Below are 24,554 nucleotides of genomic sequence, written 5' to 3' on the forward strand. Positions count from 1 at the left end.
CATGTCCTTTGACCGATTCTGATTGGTGACAATAACGGCAATAGACGTCAACTTGGGCCATGCTTCATCCTTAAAAAGTCGGAAGCATATCACAGCAACTAACTATTTAATACATAACCGTTATTCGCGGTATAATGACGAAATTGCCCTTTATTTTTTATTAAATTAACTTAGAAGACACCATTTAAGAAGGTCGTATGAAAGCAGATAATCAATTGAGTAATGTAGGCGAGGAAACCGTAACAGATAAGCAGAACATCCATGATTTCTTAGTAACCCCTTTTGAAAAGGCATTAGGAAGACTACAATGTGTTCTTGTCGCAAGAAGAACCATTACGAATCCGGAAGGCGTGTCTTGGGCTCAATATGATACATTGCATCTACTTCGACAGTTTCAGCCTATGAACCTGAAAAGCTGGGATTTACCCGTTCTAAGACCTCTAAAATTCTACGTTCACTAAAGGGCAAGGAGCTTATTGAGCAAGAGTCTGGGGAAAACGATAAACGTGAGCTGGTTACCAGATTAAGCCAAAAGGGATTAATGTTTTTGCACTGTGCCGAGTCAAGTAGGCACAATATGGCCGACATTGTAGAGTCTAAAATGTCTCAAGGTGAAATTGCTATATTTACTGAACTCTGTAACCGCGCAGCGGATCTTTTGTATTCACAAACGCCGAACCGTCATGAAATTATCTCATGATTTCACGTTTGTAAATATTACTCATGGTAAGGATAAGGATGCATGGATTTTTTCAACATTGATAACATATTGGTACATATCTCATTAGGAACAGGCGGTTATAACCTTTCATATATTGAAGCAACTGGTACGATAGCGGGCTTATTATGTATCTGGCTCGCGAGTCAGGAGAAAATCATTAATTACCTCTTTGGACTAATTAATGTCTCATTATTTGCTGTGATCTTCTTTCAAATTCAACTCTACGCCAGCCTCATTCTGCAAATCTTTTTCTTCGCTGCTAATCTCTATGGCTGGTATGCCTGGAGCCGAGTGAATGACCAAAAACAAGTGGAACTTAAAATCCGCTGGCTCAATCCCAAACAGATGGTCATGGTTGCTGCGGTTGCCATATTTACCATATTGGTCATGACGTTCAATATTGATCAAATCTTTGGCTACATGGCAAAAGTGGTGGTTCTTGCGTTACAGGGTATGGGCTTTGCTATCACAATGCCTGCCTTGCAGCCAGATGCTTTCCCATTCTGGGATTCGGTGATGACGGTATTATCGGTAGTGGCAATGATACTGATGACCCGTAAGCATGTAGAAAATTGGCTGATATGGGTCGTTATCAATGTCATCAGCGTGGTGATTTATTATCATCAAGGCGTTCTGGCGATGTCGTTGCAATATATTATTTTGACGGGTATTGCACTGAATGGCGCTCGCCTGTGGATCAAGGCTGCTAAACATAACGGAAAGCAGCCGAAAGAAAACGTAAATTAAAATCAATAATCGGTCATAGGTAATCAATCTACCTATGGCCGATTATTTGGTGTTTTGCCACAAAAAGTTCTCTTCTTATTAGTCCATTTATCTGAATTAACATCATTTTTACGTTTAATGGCATTTTTTATAAAAAAAGTATCCTCTTTTTACTCACAAAGATTATTTACAGCACAACGCCTAACAGTTAGATTGAGATCACAAAATTATTTCAAATAACTGTAAACACATTAGGTGAAAGGACAATGAACTACCAGAATGACGATATAAGAATAAGAAAAATAACGGAATTACTGCCACCAGTTGCATTACTCGAAAAATTTCCTGCGACAGAAGATAGTGCTATTACTGTTCGTAAGGCACGAGAATCTATTCATAATATTTTAATTGGTGAAGATGATCGTCTATTGGTAGTAATTGGCCCATGTTCAATTCATGATCCACAAGCGGCATTAGAATATGCGGGTCGCTTGAATAAATTACGTGAAGAGTTGAAAGCCGATTTGGAAATTATCATGCGGGTTTACTTTGAAAAACCCCGTACAACCATAGGTTGGAAAGGATTGATTAACGATCCGAATATGGATTGTAGTTTTGACATTAACGATGGATTACGTACCGCCCGTAAGCTGTTGCTCGATATTAATAATATGGGGCTTCCTGCGGCGAGCGAATTCCTTGATATGATTAGTCCTCAGTATTTGGCAGATCTCATGAGCTGGGGCGCAATAGGTGCACGTACAACGGAATCTCAGATTCATCGCGAGTTGGCATCTGGTCTTTCTTGTCCGGTTGGTTTCAAAAATGGTACGGATGGAACAATTAAAGTCGCTATTGATGCCATTAACTCAGCCAGTTCATCGCACTGCTTCCTGTCTGTCACGAAATGGGGTCACTCTGCGATTGTTAATACAACAGGTAACCACGATTGCCATATTATTCTGCGTGGTGGTAAAGAACCGAATTACAGTGCCAAGCATGTCAGTGCCGTTAAAGAAGGGTTAGAGAAAGCAGGATTGGCTCCTCGTGTGATGATTGATTTCAGTCATGCAAACAGCGCGAAGCAGTTCAAAAGACAAATGGATGTAGGTGCTGATGTTTGTGATCAGATCGCTGGCGGCGAGAATGAAATTATTGGTGTCATGGTTGAAAGCCATTTGGTTGAGGGGAACCAAAATCCGGAGAGTGGGGAACCTTTGGTTTATGGTCAGAGTGTGACAGATGCTTGTATTGGCTGGGAAGATACGGAAACGTTACTACGCCAGTTGTCTCAGGCTATCAAGAGTCGCAGAAGCTGATTTACCGCAAAAAATCATTACAACAAAACGTATAAAAAAAGCCGGAGTTATTTCCGGCTTTTTGGCCTTATTTTTGACGCGATCCTTAAGGATTACTTCGCTTTACCTTGGTTTGCTACCGCAGCTGCTTTTGCAGCGATTTCATCAGCATTGCCCAGATAATAGTGTTTGATAGGTTTCATGTTTTCATCAAACTCATAAACCAATGGCACAGCAGTTGGAATATTCAGCTCAAGAATTTCTTCTTCGCCCATATTATCCAGATACTTGACTAGTGCGCGCAAAGAATTACCGTGAGCGGCGATAATGATTTTTTCGCCTTTTTCTACGCGGGGTTTGATAACTTCTTCCCAATAAGGAACAACACGCTCAATGGTAGTTGCAAGACTTTCTGTTACTGGAAGTTCTTCTGGCTTCAGGTTTGTGTAACGAGGGTCATGGCCAGGGTAACGTTCATCGTCTTTGGTCAAATCAGGAGGAGTGATAGCGAAGCCACGGCGCCACAATTTAACTTGATCATCGCCATATTTAGCAGCGGTTTCTGCTTTATCCATACCTTGCAACGCGCCGTAATGGCGTTCATTCAGTTTCCAGCTTTTTTCAACTGGCAGCCATTGCTGATCGACTTGGTCCAGAATGTTCCACAAAGTGTGAATGGCACGTTTTAAAACGGAAGTGTAGGCGAAATCAAAAGCGAAGCCTTCTTGTTTCAGCAATTGACCAGCTTGTTGTGCTTCAGTGCGGCCTTTGTCAGACAGTTCAACGTCAGTCCAGCCAGTAAAACGGTTCTCTTTGTTCCACTCACTCTCTCCGTGCCTTACAAGAACCAGTTTGGTTACAGCCATAGCTTAAACTCCTATCAGTACTTTTTAATACGAAATGAAATGATCGCTGCGGGCATTATATGGCGCGATAGACCGAAACGGCAAACAATAGTCTCGTACCTCCTGTTTTAAATCATATTTGGTGGCAGCTACGGCAGGCATATATTTGATTGGGAGGACACTGTGTCTGATCTGAACTGTATTCCGACGATGGAGAGCTGGAGGATAACAGTTCAGATCAAGTAAAATTCAGCTTAGTGCATGACCACTAATTTTATTGGATAGGTGAAAAACAGTAGATGCATCAGATTGAGTGAAAAATGGAAAGCAACTGCCACCCATAAACGACCACTCCACATCCACGTTAGACCATAAATTAACCCTGCCAATGTCGCGAAAATCACCAGCAGACTGCCACCAGCAAAATGAGCGGCACCAAACAGCAGGGAAGTCATCACAAGGGCGAAGTAGGGGTTCATCCACTGGCTCAGCTTTTGCTGAATGTAGCCGCGGAACAGCGCTTCCTCAGCTAAAGAGACAAAGAAAATATTGGCGACGACAAAAGCAGGAAACCAATTGGGTAAATGCAGTTCAACAGATAATCCGCCTAATGCTGTCGCAAGACCCAATAATGCTGGAATGGTTGCGATTAATAGCGCCCATCCATGTGGAGGTGTGTTAACCACAGGTTTTCGAGTGAACAAAGTAGGCATACAGCATAATAAGATGAATGGCAACAGCGCTTTGTCAAAGTTGAAATACATTGAAAAAGGTGCGCTGAGTGGGCCCGTCTGTACCTTATCCAGATATTTGAGATTATGAAAGCCCGGAAGGTAATGCATAAACAGTAAAATACCAGAAATGAGCAGTAACAACTCTGTGATCGTTTTGAATACAAGGTATTTTTTGTAGTAAACGTATTTTTTACAGTAAACGTGTGCCACACCCAAAACGGTAATCACTATCAGCGTGATTATTGCGGGGTAGGTAAGTATGTTAGTGCTAATTCCGGCAATGATAGCGAAGAGTGCGATGAGAAAAGCAATTTTCTGGCGACTATCTAAAAATGCCAATGAAACGGCAAGTAATGCCCAAGCCATATAATTCCCTGTTATTTCTGAAAAAACTAATTAAATAGTCTAAAAATAGGCAGGAATTGTATAGTAATGGGTAAAAAATTCAAAAAGAATAATAAAAAATATCAAAAAAGTAGCATTTTCGTTTATACCCAATAGTTTTCAAGTTGCAGCGTAGCCAACCAGGCAGCACTTTGAAAGACGAAGGGGATATAGACAGTATTGGAATAGAAGAGAAATAACGCTGGACTCCCCCCTATCAAGGAGGAATCACAGCAAGAAAGTAAATCAGAAACAGATTACAGCGATTTTTGGGGAACAGGGTCGGTTTCATACCGATAAATATCACCATCAGGAATAAATTTTAGGCGATGGGTAATGCATTCTGGTGCATCTTCCTGATGATGAGAAACGAACAAAAGCTGCGTATCACCCTTGGAGATCATGATATCAATGAAGCGCAGGACTAACTGACGGTTGAGGGGATCCAGTCCCTGCAATGGTTCATCCAGAATCAGTAAGGCGGGATGTTTCACTAAAGCACGGGCAATTAAAACGAGTCGTTGCTGCCCCCATGACAGGCTGTGAAACGGGCTAATTGCCGGATTTCCTGATAATCCCAATAAATCCAGCCATTCATCAGCCAGTTGTTGTTGTCGATCTGAAACTGCCTGATAAAGTCCTATTGAGTCAAAAAAACCCGAAAGAATGACATTGCGAACGCTGGTACTGACGCGATATTCAAGATGAATACTGTTACTGACGTAACCAATATGGCGTTTAATGTCCCAGATCGTTTCGCCACTGCCTCTTTGCCGACCAAATAATATTAACTCATTACTGTAACCCTGAGGATGATCGCCTGTAATCAAGCTCAGGAGTGTCGATTTACCTGCGCCATTTTCGCCGGTGATTTGCCAGTGTTCATCAGGATCCACTTGCCAGTTCAGGCCATGCAAAATGGGTTTGTCATTATATTGAACGGTGACATTACGCATTGACACCAATGGCTGATCGGCCGGAAGTTGCTCATCAGCACGGTATTCATCTGTTTCGGGAAGATGAATGTCTTTCAGCTCTTCACTGTGTGCTAATTGTGCCACGAGAGATTCTGCCAAAATGCTTTCTTTTTCCCCGGCCAAAGTCAGGTAGCAATCAGCCAGTACACCGACTTTTTCGACAAAATCAGGGAGTTCATGGAATCGGGTCAAGATCAACACTAGAGTAATGCCTTTTGCTACCAGCGATCCCAATAATTGGGAAAGTTGCTCTCGTGCATAAGCATCCAGCCCGTCAAAAGGCTCATCAAGGATCAGCAAATCGGGATCTGCCATCAATGCCTGACAAAGCAGAACCTTACGGATTTCTCCGGTTGAGAGATATTTGAATCGTCGCGAGAGCAAATCCTTAATACCAAAATACTCGCTCAATTCAAGGCACTGTTCATTGTCTTTATGGTGAAGTTGAATAATGTCTGCGGCAGTGCGCCCAGTATCCTCCTCGCCTTCACTGAGTAAATCTGTATTATTACGCTGCCACTCTTTATCGATCAGTTTTTGTAATTGTTCGAAAGAGAGGCGTACTGGTGTATGAAATGAACAATGGCGTTCACCTGACAGTTGAATTAATTCATTCGACAGAGCACGGGCCAACGAAGATTTTCCACTGCCATTTGCGCCAACGAAAGCCCAACTTTCCCCAGAAATAATTTTCAGTGACGGTAGCCGCAGGGTACGGGTGTCACTTAAACGGAAACTACCTTGTGTTATTTGCAACCCAGACATTCTTATTCCTTTTTAAGCAACATCAACTAAAGAATCACCAGAAATAAGCGGAATAGTGAACAATGTCAATGCGTAGTCGCCTGTTATTCGTTGAGGGTTAATAATTTTTGAAATGTATTGGGGATATCGTATTGCTGGGTATCGTATTGCCGAAAACGGGAGAAGCATCGCAATTCCCCCCTGACAAGCCGATTTATCAGGGGAAGATGTGGTTAACACAAAACATTCAGTTTTTAGTATTCAGTACCTGGTATTCAGCACAGAGTGGCAATAATCACTTTATCGGCATCGAAAAGTGCGGTGACAGAATCATTGGGCTGGAGATTCAAGTTCTCTATTTGCTGATTAGATAACGTAACGCAAAGAGATTCACCGCCATCAAGTGTCAAGATAATTTCACTGTATTCTGTTCCCGTTTCAATATGGCTAATCTGGCTGGATAGGACATTATCGAATGAAGAGGGGGAGATATGTCCTTTAGTTAAGGTTATCCACGGGGCCTTAATCAACACGAGAACTTCTTTCCCTTTCACTAAATTCAGCCGGTTTGCACTTTGTTCCGTTAGAGCCGCATAGATCGATGTTTTTCCATCCGCCAGCAGGACACGAACATGCTGTTGGATATTTTCATGGTTGCGCTCAATAATCGTACCAAAAAATTGATTTCGGGCACTGGTTTGTAAAGAAAATCGAGAGATAGCGGCAAGCAGACTATCCAAGGGGAGCGAATCTTCTTTCAGAGCATCAAACGCTTTTTGTTGAATTTTTTCCAGTAGATCATAAAGTTGCAACAGACGTTCACCATAACGCGTAAGTTGAGCACCGCCGCCGCCTTTTCCGCCCGTGGCCCGTTCCACCAATATCTCATCTGCGAGCTGATTCATTTCATTGATGGCATCCCAAGCGCTTTTGTAGCTGATCCCAGCCTGTTTTGCTCCCTGACTGATAGAACCGGTGATTTTAATTTTCTTAAGCAACTCAATTCGTCGGGGATCAGCGAAAATGCGTTGCTGCAATTTGAGTGTTAATAATATTTGGGCTTGCATAATGATTTATTTCGGGCAACTATTTGGGAGTTTTTACAATAGAATCATAAGAATCGCACGTTTCGTCGATTACTGTTACTGTTTTATTGTCTAGAATGGTTAGATTAACGTCTGTGTCAGATTCAGGTGTGATACAGTTAATTTGTTAGTCACTCAGGATATGAGGTTAGCATGTTTGAATTGCTTAAAAGTTTGGGATTTGCGTTGATCATGGTTCCCGTGGTGATGGCCGCTATTTTGGCGCTGATTTACGGGCTTGGCGGATTGTTTAATATCATTTCCAAAAATGAAACGAAAGGCAGTATTGAACCGTAGTTTTGATCTAACCTGATTGCCCGTGTTTCTATTCTCTAATCTTTCCCACATAGATCTGTCTATCTAGGGTTAAGTGCGATGACAAACAGTTCGATGACAAACTCTATTGTTTAAATAGGGTTTGTCTTTTTCTTTATGGTATTAGTTCCGTTTGGCGCGTCTCTTTTCCCAGCCAAATGACCGCCACCATAGCCACCAGAATTGAGGCACAGAGCAGGGCGAAAATCAGCGAAATTGAGGCGTTTATCGCTATCAGATAGCCTACCATCAGTGGCCCAAGAATACCGCCGATTCGCCCAATTGCCGCAGCTATACCAGCACCGGTCGCCCGGAAGCGGTCGGATACTGCTCAGACGTGTAAGCATAAATAGCACCCCAAGCACCAAGATTGAAAAATGATAGCAAAATGCCAAAAATCAGAAGCTGGGTAATACTGTCGGCAATACCGAAGAAGTAAGCAGAAACAGCAGTTCCTGTCAGATAGCTTACCAGAACGAATTTTCGCCCGTAGCGTTCAATCAGCCGGGCAGCGGTAAAATAGCCGGGAAGTTGAGCCAGCGTCATGATTAGCACGTATTGGAAGCTTTTTACCAGACTAAATCCCTTAAGTATCACTACGCTTGGCAGCCACAGGAACATACCATAATAGGAAAACGCCGCGCAGAACCACAAAATCCACAGCATAATTGTCGCCCGACGGTAGTCCGTAGACCACACTGCCCGTATGTTATCCACAATTGAGAAGCGTATTTTTTGGGAAGACATTTGCGTATAACGCGGCGAATCGGGCAGATGTATACGCAGGTAGATAGCGTAAAACGCGGGTAGCGCGCTCAATAGCATGGCAACACGCCATCCGTAATTGGGAATAATAAAATAGGCAATCAGTGCTACTGCCAGCTAGCCAAAGGCCCAAAAGCTCTCCAGCACCACGATTATGCGTCCGCGCTCATGGGATTCCACACTTTCAGACACCAGCGTTGATGCCACTGGTAGTTCACCGCCCAGTCCCATGCCTATAATAAAACTCAGCACTAGTAATGCTGCGAGTGTGGAAACTAATGCCGTTAATCCGCTGTCGACGCTAAACAGCAACAATGTGACGATAAAGGCTGACTTGTGCCCTGTTTTGTCAGCCATCACTCCAAAGACAAAGGCTCCGACTGCCATGCCGAACGAGTTAATGTTACCTATCCAGCCAAGCTGCTGTGTATTTAGTCCCCAGTCCTGTTTTAGGGCAGCGAGTAAAAACGATAGAAGGCCAACATCCAGAGCATCAAACATCCACCCTAAGCCGGCGATCGTCAGTAGTCGATGTTTAGTGATGCCTTTTTGCAACAGTGTCTTTTGTGAGGGGGTTGTATGTGACAATGGTATTCCTTATTTACATTGAATTAATACAAAAACTAAAACTGGCTCACAACCTGCCGATTAATATCAGAATAGCATTTTCATTTAACGTTATACCTTGTTATATACAACGAACCATATTGATTATCTTAGGTGAATATAAAATGGAAAAGAAAGTTTATCAGTTACTGGCGGGGGCTGTGGTTTCTTTTGCGCTTGCTGGAAACGTCTGGGCAGCAGATAAAGTGACAGTTTTTGCTGCCGCTTCATTAACGAACGCACTTGATGATATTGCTGCACAATACAAAAAAGAAAAGCAGGGAGATATCGTTGCCTCCTACGCTTCGTCTTCGACACTAGCCCGTCAGATAGAGCAAGGAGCGCCAGCAGATATCTTTATTTCTGCCGACCAGCAATGGATGAATTATGCCGCTGATAAACAATTAATTGCTGAAAATACCCGTCATACCTTGTTGGGTAACCAGCTTGTCCTGATTGCCCCTAAAGAGAGCAAATTGGACAAGGTTGAAATCAACCAAGAAACAAAATGGAAATCTTTGCTGGCGGGAGAGCGTTTAGCGGTTGGCGATCCGGATCATGTACCAGTGGGTATTTATGCTAAGGAGTCGCTGCAATATCTGAATGCATGGGATACGGTTAACCCACTGATGGCACGAACCAATAATGTGCGCAGTGGTATGGCGCTGGTGGAGCGGGCAGAAGTACCACTGGGTATTGTCTACGGTTCTGATGCAGTTGCCAGCAGTAAAGTGAGAGTCGTGGGCGTTTTTCCACCAGAGAGCCATAAACCGGTGGAATATCCGGTTGCAATAATCAAAGGTCATGAAAAACAGGCTGTTCGCGATTTTTATGATTACCTCAAAACCCCTGAAGCCACTGCTATTTTCAAACGTTACGGCTTCAGTCCACTGTAGGAATTGATCTTTTGGAGATGTTAAGTGAATACGAATGGCAGGCTATTTTACTGAGCTTAAAAACCTCAGGTATTGCTGTGTTATTCAGTTTGCCATTCGGGATCTTAATGGCATGGATGCTGGCTCGTTGTCAGTTTTTTGGGAAGTCTCTGCTTGATAGCATTATCCATCTGCCTCTGGTATTACCGCCCGTGGTGGTTGGATATTTGCTGCTCATCAGCATGGGGCGTCGTGGAGTCATTGGTGAATTTTTTTATGACTGGTTTGGTGTCAGCTTCGCATTTAATTGGACGGGGGCAGCATTAGCCTCGGCTGTGGTGGCTTTTCCCCTGATGGTCAGGGCCATCCGGTTATCACTGGAGAGCATAGATCGACGTCTGGAACAGGCAGCACGTACATTGGGCGCGAGTCCGTTTAAAGTCTTTTTCACCATTACTTTGCCGTTGTCATTACCGGGCATCATTGTTGGTGCGGTACTGGCGTTTGCTCGATCGCTGGGAGAATTTGGGGCCACCATCACTTTTGTTTCAAATATTCCGGGAGAGACCCGAACTATTCCCCTTGCCATGTACACATTGATCGAAATGCCCGGTGCTGAAACAGCCGCAGCACGTCTGTGTGTGATTGCGATTGCGTTGGCACTGATTTCATTGATGCTGTCCGAATGGCTGACACGTTGGGGTAGAAAACGTCTGGGGGCAGCATGTTAGAACTGGATTTTGAGCAGCGTTTGGGTGAGCTGCATATGCAGGTTGATACCTCTCTACCAACAAAAAGCATTTCCGCCATATTTGGGCTTTCTGGTGCCGGAAAAACCTCACTGATCAACGTCATTGCAGGTTTAACCCGTCCACAAAAAGGTCGAATTGTTTTAAATGGTCGTACCTTAGTGGATGTGGAGCAGAAAAACTTTTTGCCACCGGAAAAGCGTCGGATTGGCTATGTTTTTCAGGATGCGCGCCTTTTCCCGCATTATCGCGTGAAGGGCAACTTACAATACGGTATGGCGCCAGAGATGAAACCGCAGTTTGAGAGCATCATTGGCTTATTGGGCATTGAGCACTTACTGTCACGTTTTCCCATCACGTTATCGGGCGGAGAAAAACAACGGGTAGCGATTGGTCGGGCATTATTGACTGCTCCTGAAATCCTGCTCATGGATGAACCGCTGGCTTCGCTGGATTTACCACGCAAGCGTGAATTATTGCCTTATCTCGAGAAACTGTCTGGAGACGTCAAAATTCCGATTTTGTATGTCAGTCACAGTTTGGATGAAATTTTGCGTTTGGCAGATAACGTGATTGTCATGGATAAGGGAAAAGTCAGAGCGACGGGCACACTGGAAGATGTTTGGTCGAGCAGTGTATTGCGTCCGTGGCTGCAAAAAGAGAGTCTTAGCAGCATACTGAAAGTTTCTGTCATGGAACACCATCAGCGTTATCAAATGACCGCAGTGGCAGCGGCTGATAAAGCCCTTTGGTTGCCGCAACTTGATGTAGCCCCGGGGACTGATTTACGTATCCGCATTGATGCATCAGATGTTTCTTTGGTTTTGGAACCTCCAAGAGTCAGCAGCATTCGTAATATCTTGCAAGTAAAAGTCGTTGAGTTTTTTGAAAACGATGGCCAGGTTGATGTCAAACTAGCACTGAGTGAACATTGCTTGTGGGCGAGAATTACCCCTTGGGCGCGGGAAGAGCTCAACTTGCGGGCAGGGCAATGGCTGTATGCGCAGATAAAGAGTGCCTCGTTAAATCGCCACTTATATACCCAATAGATTTCAAGTTACAGTGCCGCCAACAAAGCAGTAGCTTGAAAGATGAAGGGGATAAACGAATGTAGGGAGCACAGTTGTGAATCGCTCACGACTGATTTGCTCCCATTAATACCGAAGGTAATTACAGCACGTATTTCCGAATCACTTCAGCGATGCCGGGTTGGGTATTATCCCGCGTGACAATATCTGCCCGCTCTTTGACCACATCAACACCATTACCCATGGCAACGCCCAGCCCGGCGGTTTCCAGCATACTGAGATCGTTATAATTATCACCAAAAGCAATCACATCTTTCATACTCATGCCTTGAGATTCCACCCATTGCTGCAAACGCATACCTTTGCTATTCCCTTTTTTGGTAATATCTACCTGATCAAACCATGACCATTCACACTCAAGGCCAATATTTTCCTCAATTTGTTCGCTGATCTCACGTAGTTTCACTAAATTGGACGAGCTGGTAGCAAATTTCCAAATGAAATTCACATTGTGGATTGCATCTCGAAAATTACTGATCTGCTGGATATTGGGGCGCTGATGTTCAGGCAAAGAGCCTGACCATGCCAGAGTTCGAGCTACAGTATGCTGAAACTCATATAAAATGGCATCATCAACATACATCAGATGCTGAATTTCCGTGCCTTGCAGATATGAAAGCGCTTGAGAGGCTTCTTGGATGGAGAGAGGGTTAGAAGCCAGCACTTTCTTTGCGTGATAATCATATGAATAAGTCCCATTGCAGCAAATGGCAGGAGTATCGAGTTGCAGCGCTTGATAGAAAGGATGAATGGCGACATGATGGCGGCCAGTCACAATCAAAACTTTGATACCAGATTGGCGGGCTTCATTCAGGGCGGCTAGTGATTCTGGCAGAATATGTTTTTGCGGATCGAGTAGTGTCCCATCTAGATCCAGCGCGATAACGCGATATGACATGAGTTGGCCTCTAGGTTGTCTATGATATAAACAAATATTATACAGTAGTTAAACATAGTTAAACCGTCATATGAGCAGTTTAACAGACAAAACTTTTCAAGAATCGTTACAGATGAATGAAATGGTGATGAAGCATTAAGGAGAGAAAATGAAACAGGTGGTTTATACAGCTAGCCCGAATAGCCGTCAGATTCACGTATGGTCGCTCAATGTAGCAGGAGAACTTTCGCTTCTCCAGACAGTGAATGTGCCGGGTGAAGTGCAGCCAATGGTGATTAATCCTGATGGTAAACACTTATATGTGGGGATTCGCCCTCAATTCAGCATCGTGACTTACGCCATCGGGGAAGATGGGCGTCTTGAGCAGCAGGCCATTGCTCCATTGCCGGGTAGCCCTACCCATATATCAACAGACAGGGCAGGGCGTTTTTTATTTTCTGCTTCTTACAGCTTCAATAACTTAAGCGTCCATCCGATTGATGAAAAAGGTATCGCCAAAGCGCCGGTTCAAATTGTGGAAGGTCTGCAAGCGCCACATTCGGCCAATATTGATCGGGAAAATCGTCAATTACTGGTTCCATGCCTGAAAGAAGACCATATTCGTATTTTCAATTTGGATGAGCAGAGTTACCTGACAGAAAGCCGGGCGGATGAAATCACCACGGCAGCAGGTGCTGGCCCACGTCATATGGCATTCCATCCGAAAAAACAGACAATTTATTGTATTAATGAACTGGATTCTACTGTTGAAATTCTGCGCAAATGGGAAAAATACCGTATTGTACAATCGGTTGATTCATTGCCATTGGGTTTTTCCAGTGTTCGTTGGTCGGCTGATATTCACATTACACCGGATGGTCGCCATCTTTATACCAGCGAGCGCTCAGAAAGCCTGATCAGCCATTTCCGCGTCTCAGAAGATGGCTATTACTTGACATTAGCCGGACATTATCCGACAGAAACCCAACCCCGTGGCTTTGCCATTGATCACAGTGGTAACTTCCTGATTGCATCAGGGCAAAAATCGGATCACATTTCAGTATCGCGTATTGACAAATATTCAGGGGAATTAACCCGACTGGCGTGTTATCCGGTTGGCAAAGGCCCGATGTGGGTTACGGTATTGGCACGGTAAACCTGAGCCGCGCAGTGTTGGGCGCGGCATTGGTGTGATTTTTATTTCAAGAAGATGAACATGAAACCAGCTATCTTACTTATCCCTGTTCCTGATGTTAAAGCCGGATTGTCATGGTATAAACGTACTTTTCCAGACCTTAGGAGCCCAACTTTACTGTGGGCCAATGCAGATTGATAGTGGTTTGGGGATGTGCCAAGTTAAAGATCCCTTTGGTAATCTCATTGGCTTGAAAGGGTTATTTAAGAATGATGAAAGTTAATTTATTTTCTTGGCTATAAACCCAACTCTGCCTTTATCTCTGTTGCCGTCAGGGGGATTCAGCATGGAAGAATATTGAACTGTAAAACCAATATCTTCCAATAGACTTTTCATCTGACTGACCGATAATGAATCATAGTAAAATTCAGTGCCAAAAATATGATCGTAAAACTCAGGAATATCAGGCTCACTCCCTCCGCTGGATAAAATAAAAACACCATCATCTTTTAAAAGACGATATATCTCTCTCAAAAAGGCAGGGTGTTTTTCACGATTAAAATGAAAAATAGCATCCCACATCACAATACCATCAAATTGAGAATGTATATCTAAGTCATGAATATCACACAAAACCCAATGATGTTGAGGAAGTTTGGTTTTAGCGTAGGCAAGAAGGTTCTCCGAATTATCTATACCTAAAATATAGTGGCCCTTATCAGATAAAAATTTAGCAATAGGAAAACCGTGTCCACAACAAATATCCAGTATCTTACAAGCATGAGGTAGGTTATCATTAAACAGCTCAAAAATAGCTAAATCTCTTTCAGGTAAAGCTTGTCTTATTTTAATAAAATCTTGGCTGATTAAATTATAGTTTGTTTTCATTGGTTACTTTATTAAATATAAATTATGATGAATATGAAAAATATGTCATTTTCATAGCGTAATTGCAATGTTTTCGGGCATAAACTGTGATCATTCACTCCAGTCACATAGCTAGCTATGTGACTGGAGTCTATTCCTTTGCTACAGTATTGCAATTTGCAATCTATTAGCTGTCAAATAACAATTTGATCCCAAAATGATAAGTTAATACAGCCTGATATCAGGCTAAGTTAAAAGATCCCACTCCAGATAAAACAATGGGGTATGTGATTAAAATATTATTTTGATACACGGAAACCAAATCACCTAAATAAATGCTCCCTCTAAAAAGACGCAGAACTATATTTTTCGGATAAATAAAAAGTTGGAAGTTAAGTGGGGAATTTATAATGGTTTGAGCATGTTTTACTACACCACCCAGATGAATATTATTAAAATTCAATTGTGGCATATTATATCCACCATAAATATAGCCATTAAAATTAGTTCTTTTCCCTGTATTGGGTGCATGCCCAATGATAGCGGGATAAGATGATACTTGGATAAAGGGGTAACTTCCATATTGATGATATGTGTTAATGTTAAAGTGTCCGCTAACAAATTCTGTTTGTTGCAATACTGGGCTGGTTAATACATCTGTTTCGGCTTTTTCTGTAAATAAATGGGCGAGCTCAGGTTTTTCTTTCGCAAGCGCTTCGTAATGTGAAATTTCTTGTTCATACCTATTTTTAGATATTTCAAATACAGTTTGCATTTCTTCGTTAGAAGGTACGATTACATTTTCTGTACTCATGATATATTCCTCTTTGATTTAAATGGATGTGATTGCTGTATGGAATATATCAGGAAATTTAAATTTAACTAATATAATGAACCGTGAATTGGTTGTTAATGTTTGTTAGTAAGTGTTTTATGAGGATACCTTAATGTGCTGTGATTTTTTATTAGAAATATAATAGTTAAATACTGATGACAATAAATAAAACCAGCATTAATAATATGCTGGTCGTTACTCTTTAATTTATGGAGCTAGTCATTGCCCTTGTCAGTCTCAATAATTGCTCGGGTTGAATAATATAAGGTGGCATCAAATAAATTAACCGACCAAATGGTCTAATCCAAACACCATGTTGGACAAAATGGCGCTGTAATGAAACCACATCAATCGGTTGTTTCATTTCAACAACACCTATAGCACCCAATACCCGAACACCTTCGACCGTATTGTGTGATTTTAGCGGAAGTAATTCTGCTTTTAACTGGGTTTCAATTGATTGAATGCGTTGCTGCCACGGGCTATCAGAGAGCAACTTCAGGTTGGCACTGGCGACGGCACAAGCCAGAGGATTGCCCATAAAAGTCGGGCCATGCATAAAACAACCGGCTTCACCCTGACTGATGGTTTCAGCGACATGGCGGGTGGTCAGTGTCGCTGATAAGGTCATATAACCTCCCGTCAACGCCTTGCCTAAACATAAAATATCCGGCTCGATCTGCGAATGTTCACAGGCAAAGAGCTTGCCAGTTCGTCCAAATCCGGTAGCGATCTCATCTGTGATAAGCAGGATCTGATACTCATCACAGAGTTGACGAACCTGACGCAGATATTCCGGATGATAAATCCGCATTCCGCCCGCGCCTTGAACAATCGGCTCCAGAACTACGGCAGCAATTTCATTGTGATATTGCAACAATAATTGTTTAAAGGAAGCGATATCTTCTGGCTGCCATTCATCATCAAACTGACATTGAGGAGCATCGGCAAACAGATGATTTGGGAGATAGCCTTTATACAGGTTATGCATGGAGTTGTCGGGATCACAGACAGACATGGCTCCAAAAGTATCGCCATGATAACCGTGACGCAGTGTCAGAAACCGCTGGCGTTTTTTTCCCTTGGCCTGCCAGTATTGCAACGCCATTTTCAGGGCGACTTCTACGGCGACAGATCCCGAGTCCGCTAAAAAAACACAATCCAGAGAATCAGGTGTTATCGCCACTAATTGCTTACACAGCTCAACCGCAGGAGGATGGGTTATGCCGCCAAACATGACATGGGACATTTTGTCGATCTGCGATTTAGCCGCGTCATTGAGTGCAGGGTGATTATAACCGTGGATGGCTGCCCACCACGAAGACATACCATCAATCAGCTTGCGACCATCTGATAAAACCAACTCTACACCTGTAGCTGATACAACGGGATAGGTGGGAAGCGGGTTGGTCATTGATGTATACGGATGCCAAATATGGCGCCGGTCAAATTCAATATCTGAAGGGTTCATAACAACTTACTTGTAAACCTTTATGAGTTCATTTTGGTTGACATGATAGCGGTGTTATTTAAACTGACAACAATTTTTCACATCGGAGATGTCATTGTGAGCGAGCGTCTACAATGGACTATCAAGCAAGCACAGGAATTGTTTGATAAACCTTTTTTTGAATTGTTATTTCAGGCACAGCAGGTACACCGTGAACATTTTGATCCGCAGCAAGTACAGGTCAGTACACTGCTTTCGATAAAAACTGGGGCCTGTCCAGAAGATTGCAAATATTGTCCGCAAAGCTCCCGTTACAAAACTGGCTTGGAAAAAGAGCGGCTGATGGAAGTGGAAAAAGTCATCGAATCAGCGCACAAAGCGAAAAGTGCCGGCTCAACCCGTTTCTGCATGGGAGCGGCTTGGAAGAACCCGCATGAACGCGATATGCCGTATTTGGAAAAAATGGTCAAGGAAGTTAAAGCGCTAGGGATGGAAACCTGCATGACTCTGGGGATGCTGAATCATTCTCAGGCAGAGCGCTTGGCAGGGGCTGGTCTGGATTACTACAACCATAACTTAGATACCTCGCCAGAATTTTACGGCAATATCATCACCACTCGCAGCTATCAGGACAGACTGGATACCTTGGATAATGTACGGGATGCAGGCATTAAAGTTTGCTCGGGGGGAATTGTTGGTTTAGGTGAACAAATCCGCGACCGCGCAGCATTATTGGTGCAATTGGCGAATTTACCCAAGCCGCCGGAAAGTGTACCGATCAATATGCTGGTAAAAGTGAAGGGAACACCATTGGAAGACAATGAAGATGTTGATCCTTTCGATTTTATTCGCACCATTGCCGTGGCGCGAGTCATGATGCCAAAATCCCATGTCCGTTTATCCGCCGGGCGTGAGCAAATGAATGAGCAGACTCAGGCCATGTGCTTTATGGCCGGTGCTAACTCCATTTTCTACGGCTGTAAATTACTGACCACTCCAAATCCGGGGGAAGATAAAGATCTGCAACTGTTCCGCCGCTTGGGTATTAATCCTCAACAGACAAAGACGGCATTTGGTGACAATCAACAGCAGCAGCACTTGACTGACGCTATTATTCATAATGCTGATAACGAACAATTCTATAATGCGGCAATATGATGAGCTGGTCAGATTCTCTCTCCCGACGTTTGTCCGAACGCCGGGGAACCTCTCTATGGCGTAATAGACAAGTCCATCAGGGTTCTGATGGACGTTTATTATCCACTTCGGACGGTCAATATCTAAATTTTTCCAGTAACGACTATCTCGGATTGAGCCAACATGCTCAGATTATTGCCGCATGGCAGCAAGGTGCTGAACAATATGGTGTGGGCAGTGGAGGTTCAGGACATGTTACGGGTTACATAACCGCGCATCACACACTGGAACAGCAATTGGCTGAATGGTTGGGATATTCTCACGCCTTACTGTTCATTTCTGGTTATGCCGCTAATCAGGGCGTGATTGCGGCCTTGATGGAAAAAGACGATCGCATTATTGCTGATCGTCTTAGTCATGCTTCGTTGATGGAAGCCTCTATGCATTCGCCCGCACAGTTTCGGCGTTTTTTGCATAACGATATGAATTCCTTGCAGCAACATCTGGCAAAAGAGTGCATAGGTAAAACGCTGGTGGTAACGGAAGGCATTTTTAGCATGGATGGGGATTGTGCTCCGCTTGAAGCCATTGCGCAGCAAGCGAAATCCACAGAAAGCTGGCTGATGGTGGATGATGCCCACGGCATCGGAATTCACGGTGATGAAGGACGTGGCACTTGTTGGGCTAAAAATGTCAAACCGGAGATCTTAATCGTCACCTTTGGCAAAGCGTTTGGATTGAGTGGCGCGGCGGTTTTGTGTGATGAGCAAACCGCAGAATACTTACTCCAGTACGCTCGACACCTGATTTACAGCACTTCAATGCCACCTGCGCAGGCAGTGGCACTTTCCGAAGCAGTGAAACAAATCAGGGCAGGAGAGGAACTGCGTCAAACATTGCAAAGCAACATCAATTATTTTCGTCATGAAGCGCAACATTTGCCCTTTGCTCTGATGGATTCAGAAACGGCCATTCAGCCGTTAATTGTCGGTGATAATGAACATTGTATCGCACTATCTCATATGCTCAGGCAGAAAAAAGTGTGGGTCAAGGCGATCCTCCCTCCAACCGTTCCCCCTGAAAGCGCCCGTTTGCGCATTACGCTGACATCAAGCCATACACAACAAGACATTGATGTATTACTAGAGGCATTACGGGAGGAATTGCATGGATATGGCTGTTAAATCCGTTGATAAGCAAGCGATTGCAGGGGCTTTTGGGCGCGCGGCTTCGAAGTATGACACAGTGGCTAAACTGCAACAGCAAACAGGCGAATACTTGATGGAACTGGCACAGGCGGAAAACACCGGTTTGCGGGTATTGGATGCGGGATGTGGGACCGGTTTTTTCAGCGCTCGCTGGAAGCAACAGGGTAAACAAATCATCGCACTGGATCTGGCTGCCGGTATGTTGAGCCATGCACAAGGGCAGCAAGTTGCCGATTACTATCTGCAAGGAGATATCGAGCACTTAGGGCTGGCGGATAGCAGTGTAGACCTCTGTTTCAGCAATCTGGCGGTGCAATGGTGTAATGATTTGCCATGCGCATTACAGGAATTTTATCGTGTGACTCGTCCCGGTGGTCTTATTGTCTTTTCTACGCTTGCGCAGGGATCACTGCATGAGCTGGAAACTGCGTGGGAGCGGGTAGATGATTATCGGCACATTAATCAATTTCTGCCGTTACAAACCATTACGCAAGCATGCCAACCCTATCGGCATAAAGTTATTAACCGACAATATTGCCAGCATTACCCACAACTCTTGCCTTTACTGAATTCTTTGAAAGGAATTGGTGCGACACACCTTCATCATGGCCGCCAGCAGGGATTAATGACCAGAAAACGTCTAAATACTCTTGCTGAAGCATACCCACGGAATAATGGGAAATACCCATTAAGCTATCAAATTGCTTTTGGAATCATTCATTGTGACAAATAAATATTTTCTTACCGGAACCGATACGGAAGTAGGTAAAACAGTGGTTAGTTGCGCTTTACTGCAAGCCGCTAATAAAAAAGGATATCAAACTGCGGGTTACAAACCGGTTGCATCAGGCAGTGAAATGACGCCTGAAGGGATACGTAATGGTGATGCACTGGCCTTACAGCGTAATAGTGCAGTGCCATTAACTTATCAGGAGGTAAACCCTCTGGTATTTGTTGAACCTACATCACCTCACATTGTGAGCGCTGAACTGAATCAACCGATTGATTTTTCGGTGCTATCACGGGGATTGGAAGTATTGGCGTCAAAGGCTGATTGGGTTTTGGTTGAGGGAGCGGGGGGATGGTATACGCCACTATCGGAAAAGACCACTTTTGCTGATTGGGTAGTTCGGGAAGATTTACCGGTAATTTTGACAGTAGGTGTCAAATTAGGGTGTATTAACCACGCAGTATTAACGGTAAAAGCTATCCAATATTCTGGATTGAAACTGGTAGGCTGGGTTGCTAATGAAATTGAGCCAGCCGGTAAACGTCAAGCTGCATATTTGGAGACATTGGAGCGCATGATCCCCTCACCTTTACTGGGCATTATTCCTCATCTGAGCGAATCATGTGATAACAATAACATAGGGAAATATATAAGTATTGATTCATTGGTTAACTAATTGTTTACTTAGAGTTAGTTAAAATTGACGCTTGAAACGAGGGTTGAGTGAGTTTTCTCACGCAAAAAATGTTTCGTTTCAACAATGATTGAACTATTTTTGATCAAAAAATAGTGTGAATCAAACCAAAAACAGGATAAAAATATTCCGCTATTGAACAAATTGATAAGTGGGGGATGACTCCGCAACCTCCCATGTTCAATAGGGTTTGCTGAGTTATCCACTATTCCTGTGGATAACCCTGTGCATTAGTTTTAGACAAGTATCCTCACGCAAGATAATACGCGGCTTGCGCAAGATTTGCTGTTATTCTCTCCTTAGATATTTTTACCAAAAAAATCAGCTAATTAAATAAAATCAATCCCTTTCTGCGTCCCTCTGCCATTAGGTGCTTTATCATTTCAGTAGCTAATACAAAAATCAGAAAAAGCAAGTTCAATATCTGGGGATAAAAATAGTTACCACTAATGTTAACTAAAGGTTAATATCACGCTACGGTTAATTAAGGCTTCTCGCTATTGAACCTCTCCATGTTTCCCGTGAAATAAAAACAACATTATTTTGCTAACTTACTTGAAGCTGGTTTTTTATCCAGTATTATAGACGGGTTTTGTCAGCGTACAGATAGGCATGTGGACTTTTTTGTACATGATGGCGGGGGGAAAAATGAGCAAAGAAACGAGTAAAGTATTCAAGTTATATTCTGATTTCGAACCGGGAGGCGATCAGCCATCGGCGATCAGCCAATTACAGGAAGGGCTGGAAGATGGCTTGGCTCACCAGACGCTTCTGGGTGTAACAGGCTCAGGTAAGACTTTTACGATAGCCAATGTTATCGCAAACTTGAATCGTCCAACTATGATCCTTGCCCCCAATAAGACGCTGGCAGCACAGCTTTATAGCGAAATGAAAGAGTTCTTCCCTGAGAATGCGGTGGAATATTTCGTCTCCTACTATGATTACTACCAACCAGAAGCCTATGTGCCCAGCTCTGACACTTTTATCGAAAAAGATGCTTCAGTGAATGAGCATATCGAGCAGATGCGTCTGTCAGCAACAAAGGCCTTGCTGGAGCGTCGTGATGTAGTTGTAGTTGCTTCCGTCTCCGCGATTTATGGTCTGGGTGATCCCGATAGCTATCTGAAAATGATGCTTCACTTAACCGATGGCATGTTAATTGACCAACGCGCTATTTTGCGCCGCTTGGCAGAACTGCAATACACCCGCAATGATCAGGCGTTCCAGCGTGGAACATTCCGGGTTCGTGGTGAGGTGATTGATATTTTCCCCGCAGAATCGAATGAACATGCGCTGCGTGTTGAATTGTTCGACGATGAAGTAGAGCGCCTTTCCCTGTTTGATCCTCTGACAGGTCAGGTACAGTACAATGTGCCGCGTTATACCATCTATCCCAAGACCCACTATGTTACGCCGCGTGAACGTATCCTTCAGGCGATGGAAGAGATCAAAGTTGAATTAGATCAACGACGCAAGATACTGCTGACGTCAGATAAATTGTTGGAAGAACAACGCGTCACTCAGCGTACACAATTCGATCTCGAAATGATGAATGAGCTGGGTTATTGCTCCGGTATTGAAAACTACTCCCGTTATTTGTCTGGCCGTTCCGCAGGTGAACCGCCTCCAACGTTGTTCGACTACCTTCCGGCTGATGGTTTGCTGGTGGTGGATGAATCCCACGTCACCATTCCACAGATTGGCGGTATGTACCGTGGAGATCGTTCTCGTAAGGAAACGTTGGTGGAATACGGCTTTCGTTTGCCATCCGCGCTAGATAACCGCCCATTGCGGTTCGAGGAATTCGAGGCACTGGCACCACAGACTATTTATGTTTCAGCCACCCCTGGGCGCTATGAATTGGAGAAATCAGTCAATGAAGTGGTTGAACAAGTTGTACGCCCGACGGGTCTGATTGACCCTGAAATTGAAGTTCGCCCCGTGGCAACTCAAGTGGATGATCTGTTGTCTGAAATCCGTATCCGTGCCGCGAAAAATGAGCGAGTGTTGGTCACAACCCTAACCAAACGAATGTCGGAAGATTTGACCGAATATTTGGAAGAACATGGCGAGCGAGTGCGCTATCTCCATTCTGACATTGATACCGTTGAACGTGTGGAAATTATCCGTGATCTTCGTTTGGGTGAATTTGACGTCTTGGTTGGGATTAACTTGCTACGTGAAGGCTTGGATATGCCGGAAGTTTCTCTCGTGGCGATTTTAGATGCTGACAAAGAGGGGTTCCTCCGTTCAGAACGCTCTCTGATCCAGACCATCGGTCGTGCAGCGCGTAACCTGCATGGTAAGGCGATTTTATACGGCGACAGAATCACAGATTCTATGGCGAAAGCCATTGGGGAGACAGAACGCCGTCGTGCTAAACAGCAGGCATTTAACGAAGAACACGGTATTGTGCCGAAAGGGTTGAACAAAAAAATCGGTGACATGCTGAAAATTGGTCAGCCAGCCAATGGCAAAGGAAAAAGCAAAGGAAAAGGTAAAGCTGCCTTGGGCACGGATGATTACCATAAATTGCCAGCAAAAGAACTGGAGAGCAAAATCCGTGAATTGGAAGATAAAATGTACCAGCATGCACGGGATCTTGAGTTTGAACAGGCGGCTAACATTCGTGATCAAGTACAGGCATTGCGGGTACAATTTATTGCCAATTCCTAAAATGGAATGAACGTCAGATAGTCAGATAGAGAGTGAGTAATTTCGCTCTTATCTAAGAAAAAGAGTTAACCCATTTTTTGCAGGGTGTTTTCTATCGCTTGCCGTAATAATTCACGATTATGACGATAGGGAATATCCTGCGCTTCCAAAACCTGCTGCGTCACAATCCGATCACTGAAAAGGCTGATATCGGTGCACGGGCCGACAATAAGCGCATTCATCATCTTGCGGCCAATTTTATTTTCCATAATTTCAAGTTTATCTTTTAACGATAGCTGGGCAGCCGCATGGCTGAGTTCTTTCCCCAGATTACCGATATAAATCATGTTTGCGTTACTACGGCGTAGAGATTGAGTTAAATCTTCCAATAACAACAACGGCATTAAGCTGGTGAAAAAACTCCCGGGGCCGATCAAAATCAAATCTGCTTGCTCAATGGCGTCCAGCGCTTCTTTAGTGGCATTGACATGGGGATAGAGCAATAACTCCTGTGGCACACAATTGAGTTGATCAATATTCACTTCGCCATACACGGTATTGCCTTGATCATCCACGGCCATTAAATCAACCGATTGTTCTGACATGGGGATCAGATGCGCATTGACTTTCAGCAGATTGCGGAGCAGGTTAATCGCCTCAAGCGGACGGACACTTAAATGATCCAGCGCCTTCAACATTAAATTACCCAGATTATGGCCAGCTAATTCGCCACTGCCACCGAATCGATATTCAAACATGGCAGAAGCAATGGTAGGCTCCGTAATTAACTGATTGAGACAATTGCGCATATCTCCCCATGCGATCCCCCCTTCTGAGCGTCGTATTCTTCCGGTTGATCCACCATTGTCCGTTGTGGTGACAATGCCGGTCAGGCGGGCTCCGAGAGAAGAAAGGGAAGACATAACGCGTCCAAGTCCATGACCGCCACCGAGGGCGACAACGCGGTCCAAATCAGCTAATGTGCGATTTCGCATAGGGTTCCTGTTACTGGCTAAACGTAGAGGGCTTTAATAAATCTCACGTAATCTACCAT

23 protein-coding genes and 1 pseudogene are annotated in these 24,554 nt (G+C 43.9%); 14 read left to right on the forward strand and 10 right to left on the reverse strand.

Features of this window, described 5'->3' with window-relative positions; translation table 11 throughout:
- The first annotated feature begins 197 nt into the window (after positions 1-197).
- The 4 genes from H8A87_RS19920 (at position 198) to aroG (ending at position 2,766) form a co-directional block, all read left to right on the forward strand.
- A complete protein-coding gene (locus tag H8A87_RS19920) occupies positions 198-461 on the forward strand; it encodes a hypothetical protein (protein WP_232370246.1) in 264 nt (87 codons plus the stop codon).
- Positions 446-700 (forward strand): hypothetical protein, encoded by a 255-nt coding sequence (locus H8A87_RS19925; protein ID WP_332460371.1) that lies wholly within the window; start codon positions 446-448, stop codon positions 698-700. The genes H8A87_RS19920 and H8A87_RS19925 overlap by 16 nt, the downstream gene beginning before the upstream one ends.
- Before the next feature lie 42 nt (positions 701-742).
- A complete protein-coding gene (gene pnuC, locus H8A87_RS13365) occupies positions 743-1,468 on the forward strand; it encodes a nicotinamide riboside transporter PnuC (RefSeq protein ID WP_198690451.1) in 726 nt (241 codons plus the stop codon).
- 245 nt (positions 1,469-1,713) lie between these two features.
- Positions 1,714-2,766, forward strand: coding sequence for a 3-deoxy-7-phosphoheptulonate synthase AroG (gene aroG / locus H8A87_RS13370; protein WP_198690452.1), 1,053 nt, complete (start codon positions 1,714-1,716; stop codon positions 2,764-2,766).
- Positions 2,767-2,858: 92 nt separating this feature from the next.
- On the opposite strand, the gene gpmA is transcribed toward aroG, so the two are convergent.
- The 4 genes from gpmA to modE all read right to left on the reverse strand — a co-directional run bounded on the left by gpmA (position 2,859) and on the right by modE (position 7,496).
- Positions 2,859-3,611, reverse strand: a complete 753-nt coding sequence (gene gpmA, locus H8A87_RS13375) for a 2,3-diphosphoglycerate-dependent phosphoglycerate mutase (protein ID WP_198690453.1) — start codon at positions 3,609-3,611, stop codon at positions 2,859-2,861.
- 233 nt (positions 3,612-3,844) lie between these two features.
- Positions 3,845-4,690 (reverse strand): CPBP family intramembrane glutamic endopeptidase, encoded by an 846-nt coding sequence (locus H8A87_RS13380; protein WP_198690454.1) that lies wholly within the window; start codon positions 4,688-4,690, stop codon positions 3,845-3,847.
- A 275-nt stretch (positions 4,691-4,965) separates the two neighbouring features.
- A complete protein-coding gene (gene modF, locus H8A87_RS13385) occupies positions 4,966-6,450 on the reverse strand; it encodes a molybdate ABC transporter ATP-binding protein ModF (RefSeq protein ID WP_198690455.1) in 1,485 nt (494 codons plus the stop codon).
- 254 nt (positions 6,451-6,704) lie between these two features.
- Positions 6,705-7,496 (reverse strand): molybdenum-dependent transcriptional regulator, encoded by a 792-nt coding sequence (gene modE, locus H8A87_RS13390; protein WP_198690456.1) that lies wholly within the window; start codon positions 7,494-7,496, stop codon positions 6,705-6,707.
- Positions 7,497-7,667: 171 nt separating this feature from the next.
- Between modE and H8A87_RS13395 the strand changes: the two genes are divergently transcribed.
- On the forward strand, positions 7,668-7,811 hold the full coding sequence (locus tag H8A87_RS13395) for an AcrZ family multidrug efflux pump-associated protein (protein WP_198690457.1): 144 nt from the start codon (positions 7,668-7,670) through the stop codon (positions 7,809-7,811).
- A 133-nt stretch (positions 7,812-7,944) separates the two neighbouring features.
- Here H8A87_RS13395 and H8A87_RS13400 read toward each other — a convergent pair.
- A pseudogene (locus H8A87_RS13400) lies at positions 7,945-9,188 on the reverse strand (MFS transporter).
- Positions 9,189-9,325: 137 nt separating this feature from the next.
- Here H8A87_RS13400 and modA point away from each other — a divergent pair.
- Genes modA through modC form a run of 3 tightly spaced genes read left to right on the forward strand, consistent with a single transcriptional unit; the run spans position 9,326 to position 11,873 of the window.
- Positions 9,326-10,096 carry a molybdate ABC transporter substrate-binding protein gene (gene modA, locus H8A87_RS13405; RefSeq protein WP_198690458.1) on the forward strand — a complete coding sequence of 257 codons (771 nt, stop codon included), beginning with the start codon at positions 9,326-9,328 and terminating at the stop codon, positions 10,094-10,096.
- Between the two features lie 17 nt (positions 10,097-10,113).
- Complete coding sequence (modB, locus tag H8A87_RS13410; protein WP_198690459.1) at positions 10,114-10,806, forward strand: molybdate ABC transporter permease subunit; 693 nt, start codon at positions 10,114-10,116, stop codon at positions 10,804-10,806.
- Positions 10,800-11,873 (forward strand): molybdenum ABC transporter ATP-binding protein ModC, encoded by a 1,074-nt coding sequence (gene modC / locus H8A87_RS13415; RefSeq protein ID WP_198690460.1) that lies wholly within the window; start codon positions 10,800-10,802, stop codon positions 11,871-11,873. Before modB ends, modC begins: the two co-directional genes overlap by 7 nt.
- 121 nt (positions 11,874-11,994) lie before the next feature.
- Here the strand turns inward: modC and H8A87_RS13420 are convergent, their stop codons facing one another.
- Positions 11,995-12,810 carry a pyridoxal phosphatase gene (locus H8A87_RS13420; RefSeq protein WP_198690461.1) on the reverse strand — a complete coding sequence of 272 codons (816 nt, stop codon included), beginning with the start codon at positions 12,808-12,810 and terminating at the stop codon, positions 11,995-11,997.
- 148 nt (positions 12,811-12,958) lie between these two features.
- On the opposite strand from H8A87_RS13420, the gene pgl reads away from it, so the two are divergent.
- A complete protein-coding gene (gene pgl / locus H8A87_RS13425) occupies positions 12,959-13,945 on the forward strand; it encodes a 6-phosphogluconolactonase (protein ID WP_198690462.1) in 987 nt (328 codons plus the stop codon).
- A 258-nt stretch (positions 13,946-14,203) separates the two neighbouring features.
- Here the strand turns inward: pgl and H8A87_RS13430 are convergent, their stop codons facing one another.
- From H8A87_RS13430 to bioA, 3 genes are all read right to left on the reverse strand, one after another.
- Entirely contained in the window at positions 14,204-14,812 is a 609-nt protein-coding gene (locus H8A87_RS13430) for a class I SAM-dependent methyltransferase (protein ID WP_198690463.1), read from the reverse strand.
- A 220-nt stretch (positions 14,813-15,032) separates the two neighbouring features.
- Entirely contained in the window at positions 15,033-15,605 is a 573-nt protein-coding gene (locus H8A87_RS13435; RefSeq protein WP_198690464.1) for a hypothetical protein, read from the reverse strand.
- Positions 15,606-15,828: 223 nt separating this feature from the next.
- Positions 15,829-17,097, reverse strand: a complete 1,269-nt coding sequence (gene bioA / locus H8A87_RS13440) for an adenosylmethionine--8-amino-7-oxononanoate transaminase (protein ID WP_198690465.1) — start codon at positions 17,095-17,097, stop codon at positions 15,829-15,831.
- A gap of 96 nt (positions 17,098-17,193) precedes the next feature.
- On the opposite strand from bioA, the gene bioB reads away from it, so the two are divergent.
- From bioB to uvrB, 5 genes are all read left to right on the forward strand, one after another.
- Positions 17,194-18,234 carry a biotin synthase BioB gene (gene bioB / locus H8A87_RS13445; RefSeq protein ID WP_198690466.1) on the forward strand — a complete coding sequence of 347 codons (1,041 nt, stop codon included), beginning with the start codon at positions 17,194-17,196 and terminating at the stop codon, positions 18,232-18,234.
- Entirely contained in the window at positions 18,234-19,397 is a 1,164-nt protein-coding gene (gene bioF / locus H8A87_RS13450; RefSeq protein ID WP_198690505.1) for an 8-amino-7-oxononanoate synthase, read from the forward strand. Before bioB ends, bioF begins: the two co-directional genes overlap by 1 nt.
- Positions 19,381-20,154, forward strand: a complete 774-nt coding sequence (bioC, locus tag H8A87_RS13455; protein WP_198690467.1) for a malonyl-ACP O-methyltransferase BioC — start codon at positions 19,381-19,383, stop codon at positions 20,152-20,154. The genes bioF and bioC overlap by 17 nt, the downstream gene beginning before the upstream one ends.
- Positions 20,144-20,827, forward strand: coding sequence for a dethiobiotin synthase (bioD, locus tag H8A87_RS13460; RefSeq protein ID WP_198690468.1), 684 nt, complete (start codon positions 20,144-20,146; stop codon positions 20,825-20,827). The genes bioC and bioD overlap by 11 nt, the downstream gene beginning before the upstream one ends.
- Before the next feature lie 666 nt (positions 20,828-21,493).
- Positions 21,494-23,521: an excinuclease ABC subunit UvrB gene (gene uvrB / locus H8A87_RS13465; protein ID WP_198690469.1), complete on the forward strand. Its 2,028-nt coding sequence runs from the start codon at positions 21,494-21,496 to the stop codon at positions 23,519-23,521.
- A 65-nt stretch (positions 23,522-23,586) separates the two neighbouring features.
- On the opposite strand, the gene yvcK is transcribed toward uvrB, so the two are convergent.
- The gene (gene yvcK, locus H8A87_RS13470) at positions 23,587-24,495 is read right to left on the reverse strand and encodes a uridine diphosphate-N-acetylglucosamine-binding protein YvcK (protein ID WP_198690470.1); all 909 of its coding nucleotides are present in this window, start codon (positions 24,493-24,495) and stop codon (positions 23,587-23,589) included.
- Positions 24,496-24,554: the final 59 nt, after the last annotated feature.

The organism is Xenorhabdus lircayensis (genome assembly GCF_016306625.1).
Taxonomy (GTDB): domain Bacteria; phylum Pseudomonadota; class Gammaproteobacteria; order Enterobacterales; family Enterobacteriaceae; genus Xenorhabdus; species Xenorhabdus lircayensis.

Bases quoted from the DNA above. Each gene is read 5' to 3' on its own strand.
- uvrB (WP_198690469.1), top strand. From the start codon at position 21,494: ATGAGCAAAGAAACGAGTAAAGTATTCAAGTTATATTCTGATTTCGAA.
- H8A87_RS13430 (WP_198690463.1), bottom strand. From the start codon at position 14,812: ATGAAAACAAACTATAATTTAATCAGCCAAGATTTTATTAAAATAAGA.
- modB (WP_198690459.1), top strand. From the start codon at position 10,114: ATGTTAAGTGAATACGAATGGCAGGCTATTTTACTGAGCTTAAAAACC.
- modA (WP_198690458.1), top strand. From the start codon at position 9,326: ATGGAAAAGAAAGTTTATCAGTTACTGGCGGGGGCTGTGGTTTCTTTT.
- bioF (WP_198690505.1), top strand. From the start codon at position 18,234: ATGAGCTGGTCAGATTCTCTCTCCCGACGTTTGTCCGAACGCCGGGGA.
- aroG (WP_198690452.1), top strand. From the start codon at position 1,714: ATGAACTACCAGAATGACGATATAAGAATAAGAAAAATAACGGAATTA.
- H8A87_RS13395 (WP_198690457.1), top strand. From the start codon at position 7,668: ATGTTTGAATTGCTTAAAAGTTTGGGATTTGCGTTGATCATGGTTCCC.
- pgl (WP_198690462.1), top strand. From the start codon at position 12,959: ATGAAACAGGTGGTTTATACAGCTAGCCCGAATAGCCGTCAGATTCAC.
- modC (WP_198690460.1), top strand. From the start codon at position 10,800: ATGTTAGAACTGGATTTTGAGCAGCGTTTGGGTGAGCTGCATATGCAG.
- yvcK (WP_198690470.1), bottom strand. From the start codon at position 24,495: ATGCGAAATCGCACATTAGCTGATTTGGACCGCGTTGTCGCCCTCGGT.
- H8A87_RS13380 (WP_198690454.1), bottom strand. From the start codon at position 4,690: ATGGCTTGGGCATTACTTGCCGTTTCATTGGCATTTTTAGATAGTCGC.
- bioC (WP_198690467.1), top strand. From the start codon at position 19,381: ATGGATATGGCTGTTAAATCCGTTGATAAGCAAGCGATTGCAGGGGCT.
- H8A87_RS13435 (WP_198690464.1), bottom strand. From the start codon at position 15,605: ATGAGTACAGAAAATGTAATCGTACCTTCTAACGAAGAAATGCAAACT.
- pnuC (WP_198690451.1), top strand. From the start codon at position 743: ATGGATTTTTTCAACATTGATAACATATTGGTACATATCTCATTAGGA.
- gpmA (WP_198690453.1), bottom strand. From the start codon at position 3,611: ATGGCTGTAACCAAACTGGTTCTTGTAAGGCACGGAGAGAGTGAGTGG.
- modF (WP_198690455.1), bottom strand. From the start codon at position 6,450: ATGTCTGGGTTGCAAATAACACAAGGTAGTTTCCGTTTAAGTGACACC.
- H8A87_RS19920 (WP_232370246.1), top strand. From the start codon at position 198: ATGAAAGCAGATAATCAATTGAGTAATGTAGGCGAGGAAACCGTAACA.
- modE (WP_198690456.1), bottom strand. From the start codon at position 7,496: ATGCAAGCCCAAATATTATTAACACTCAAATTGCAGCAACGCATTTTC.
- H8A87_RS13420 (WP_198690461.1), bottom strand. From the start codon at position 12,810: ATGTCATATCGCGTTATCGCGCTGGATCTAGATGGGACACTACTCGAT.
- bioA (WP_198690465.1), bottom strand. From the start codon at position 17,097: ATGAACCCTTCAGATATTGAATTTGACCGGCGCCATATTTGGCATCCG.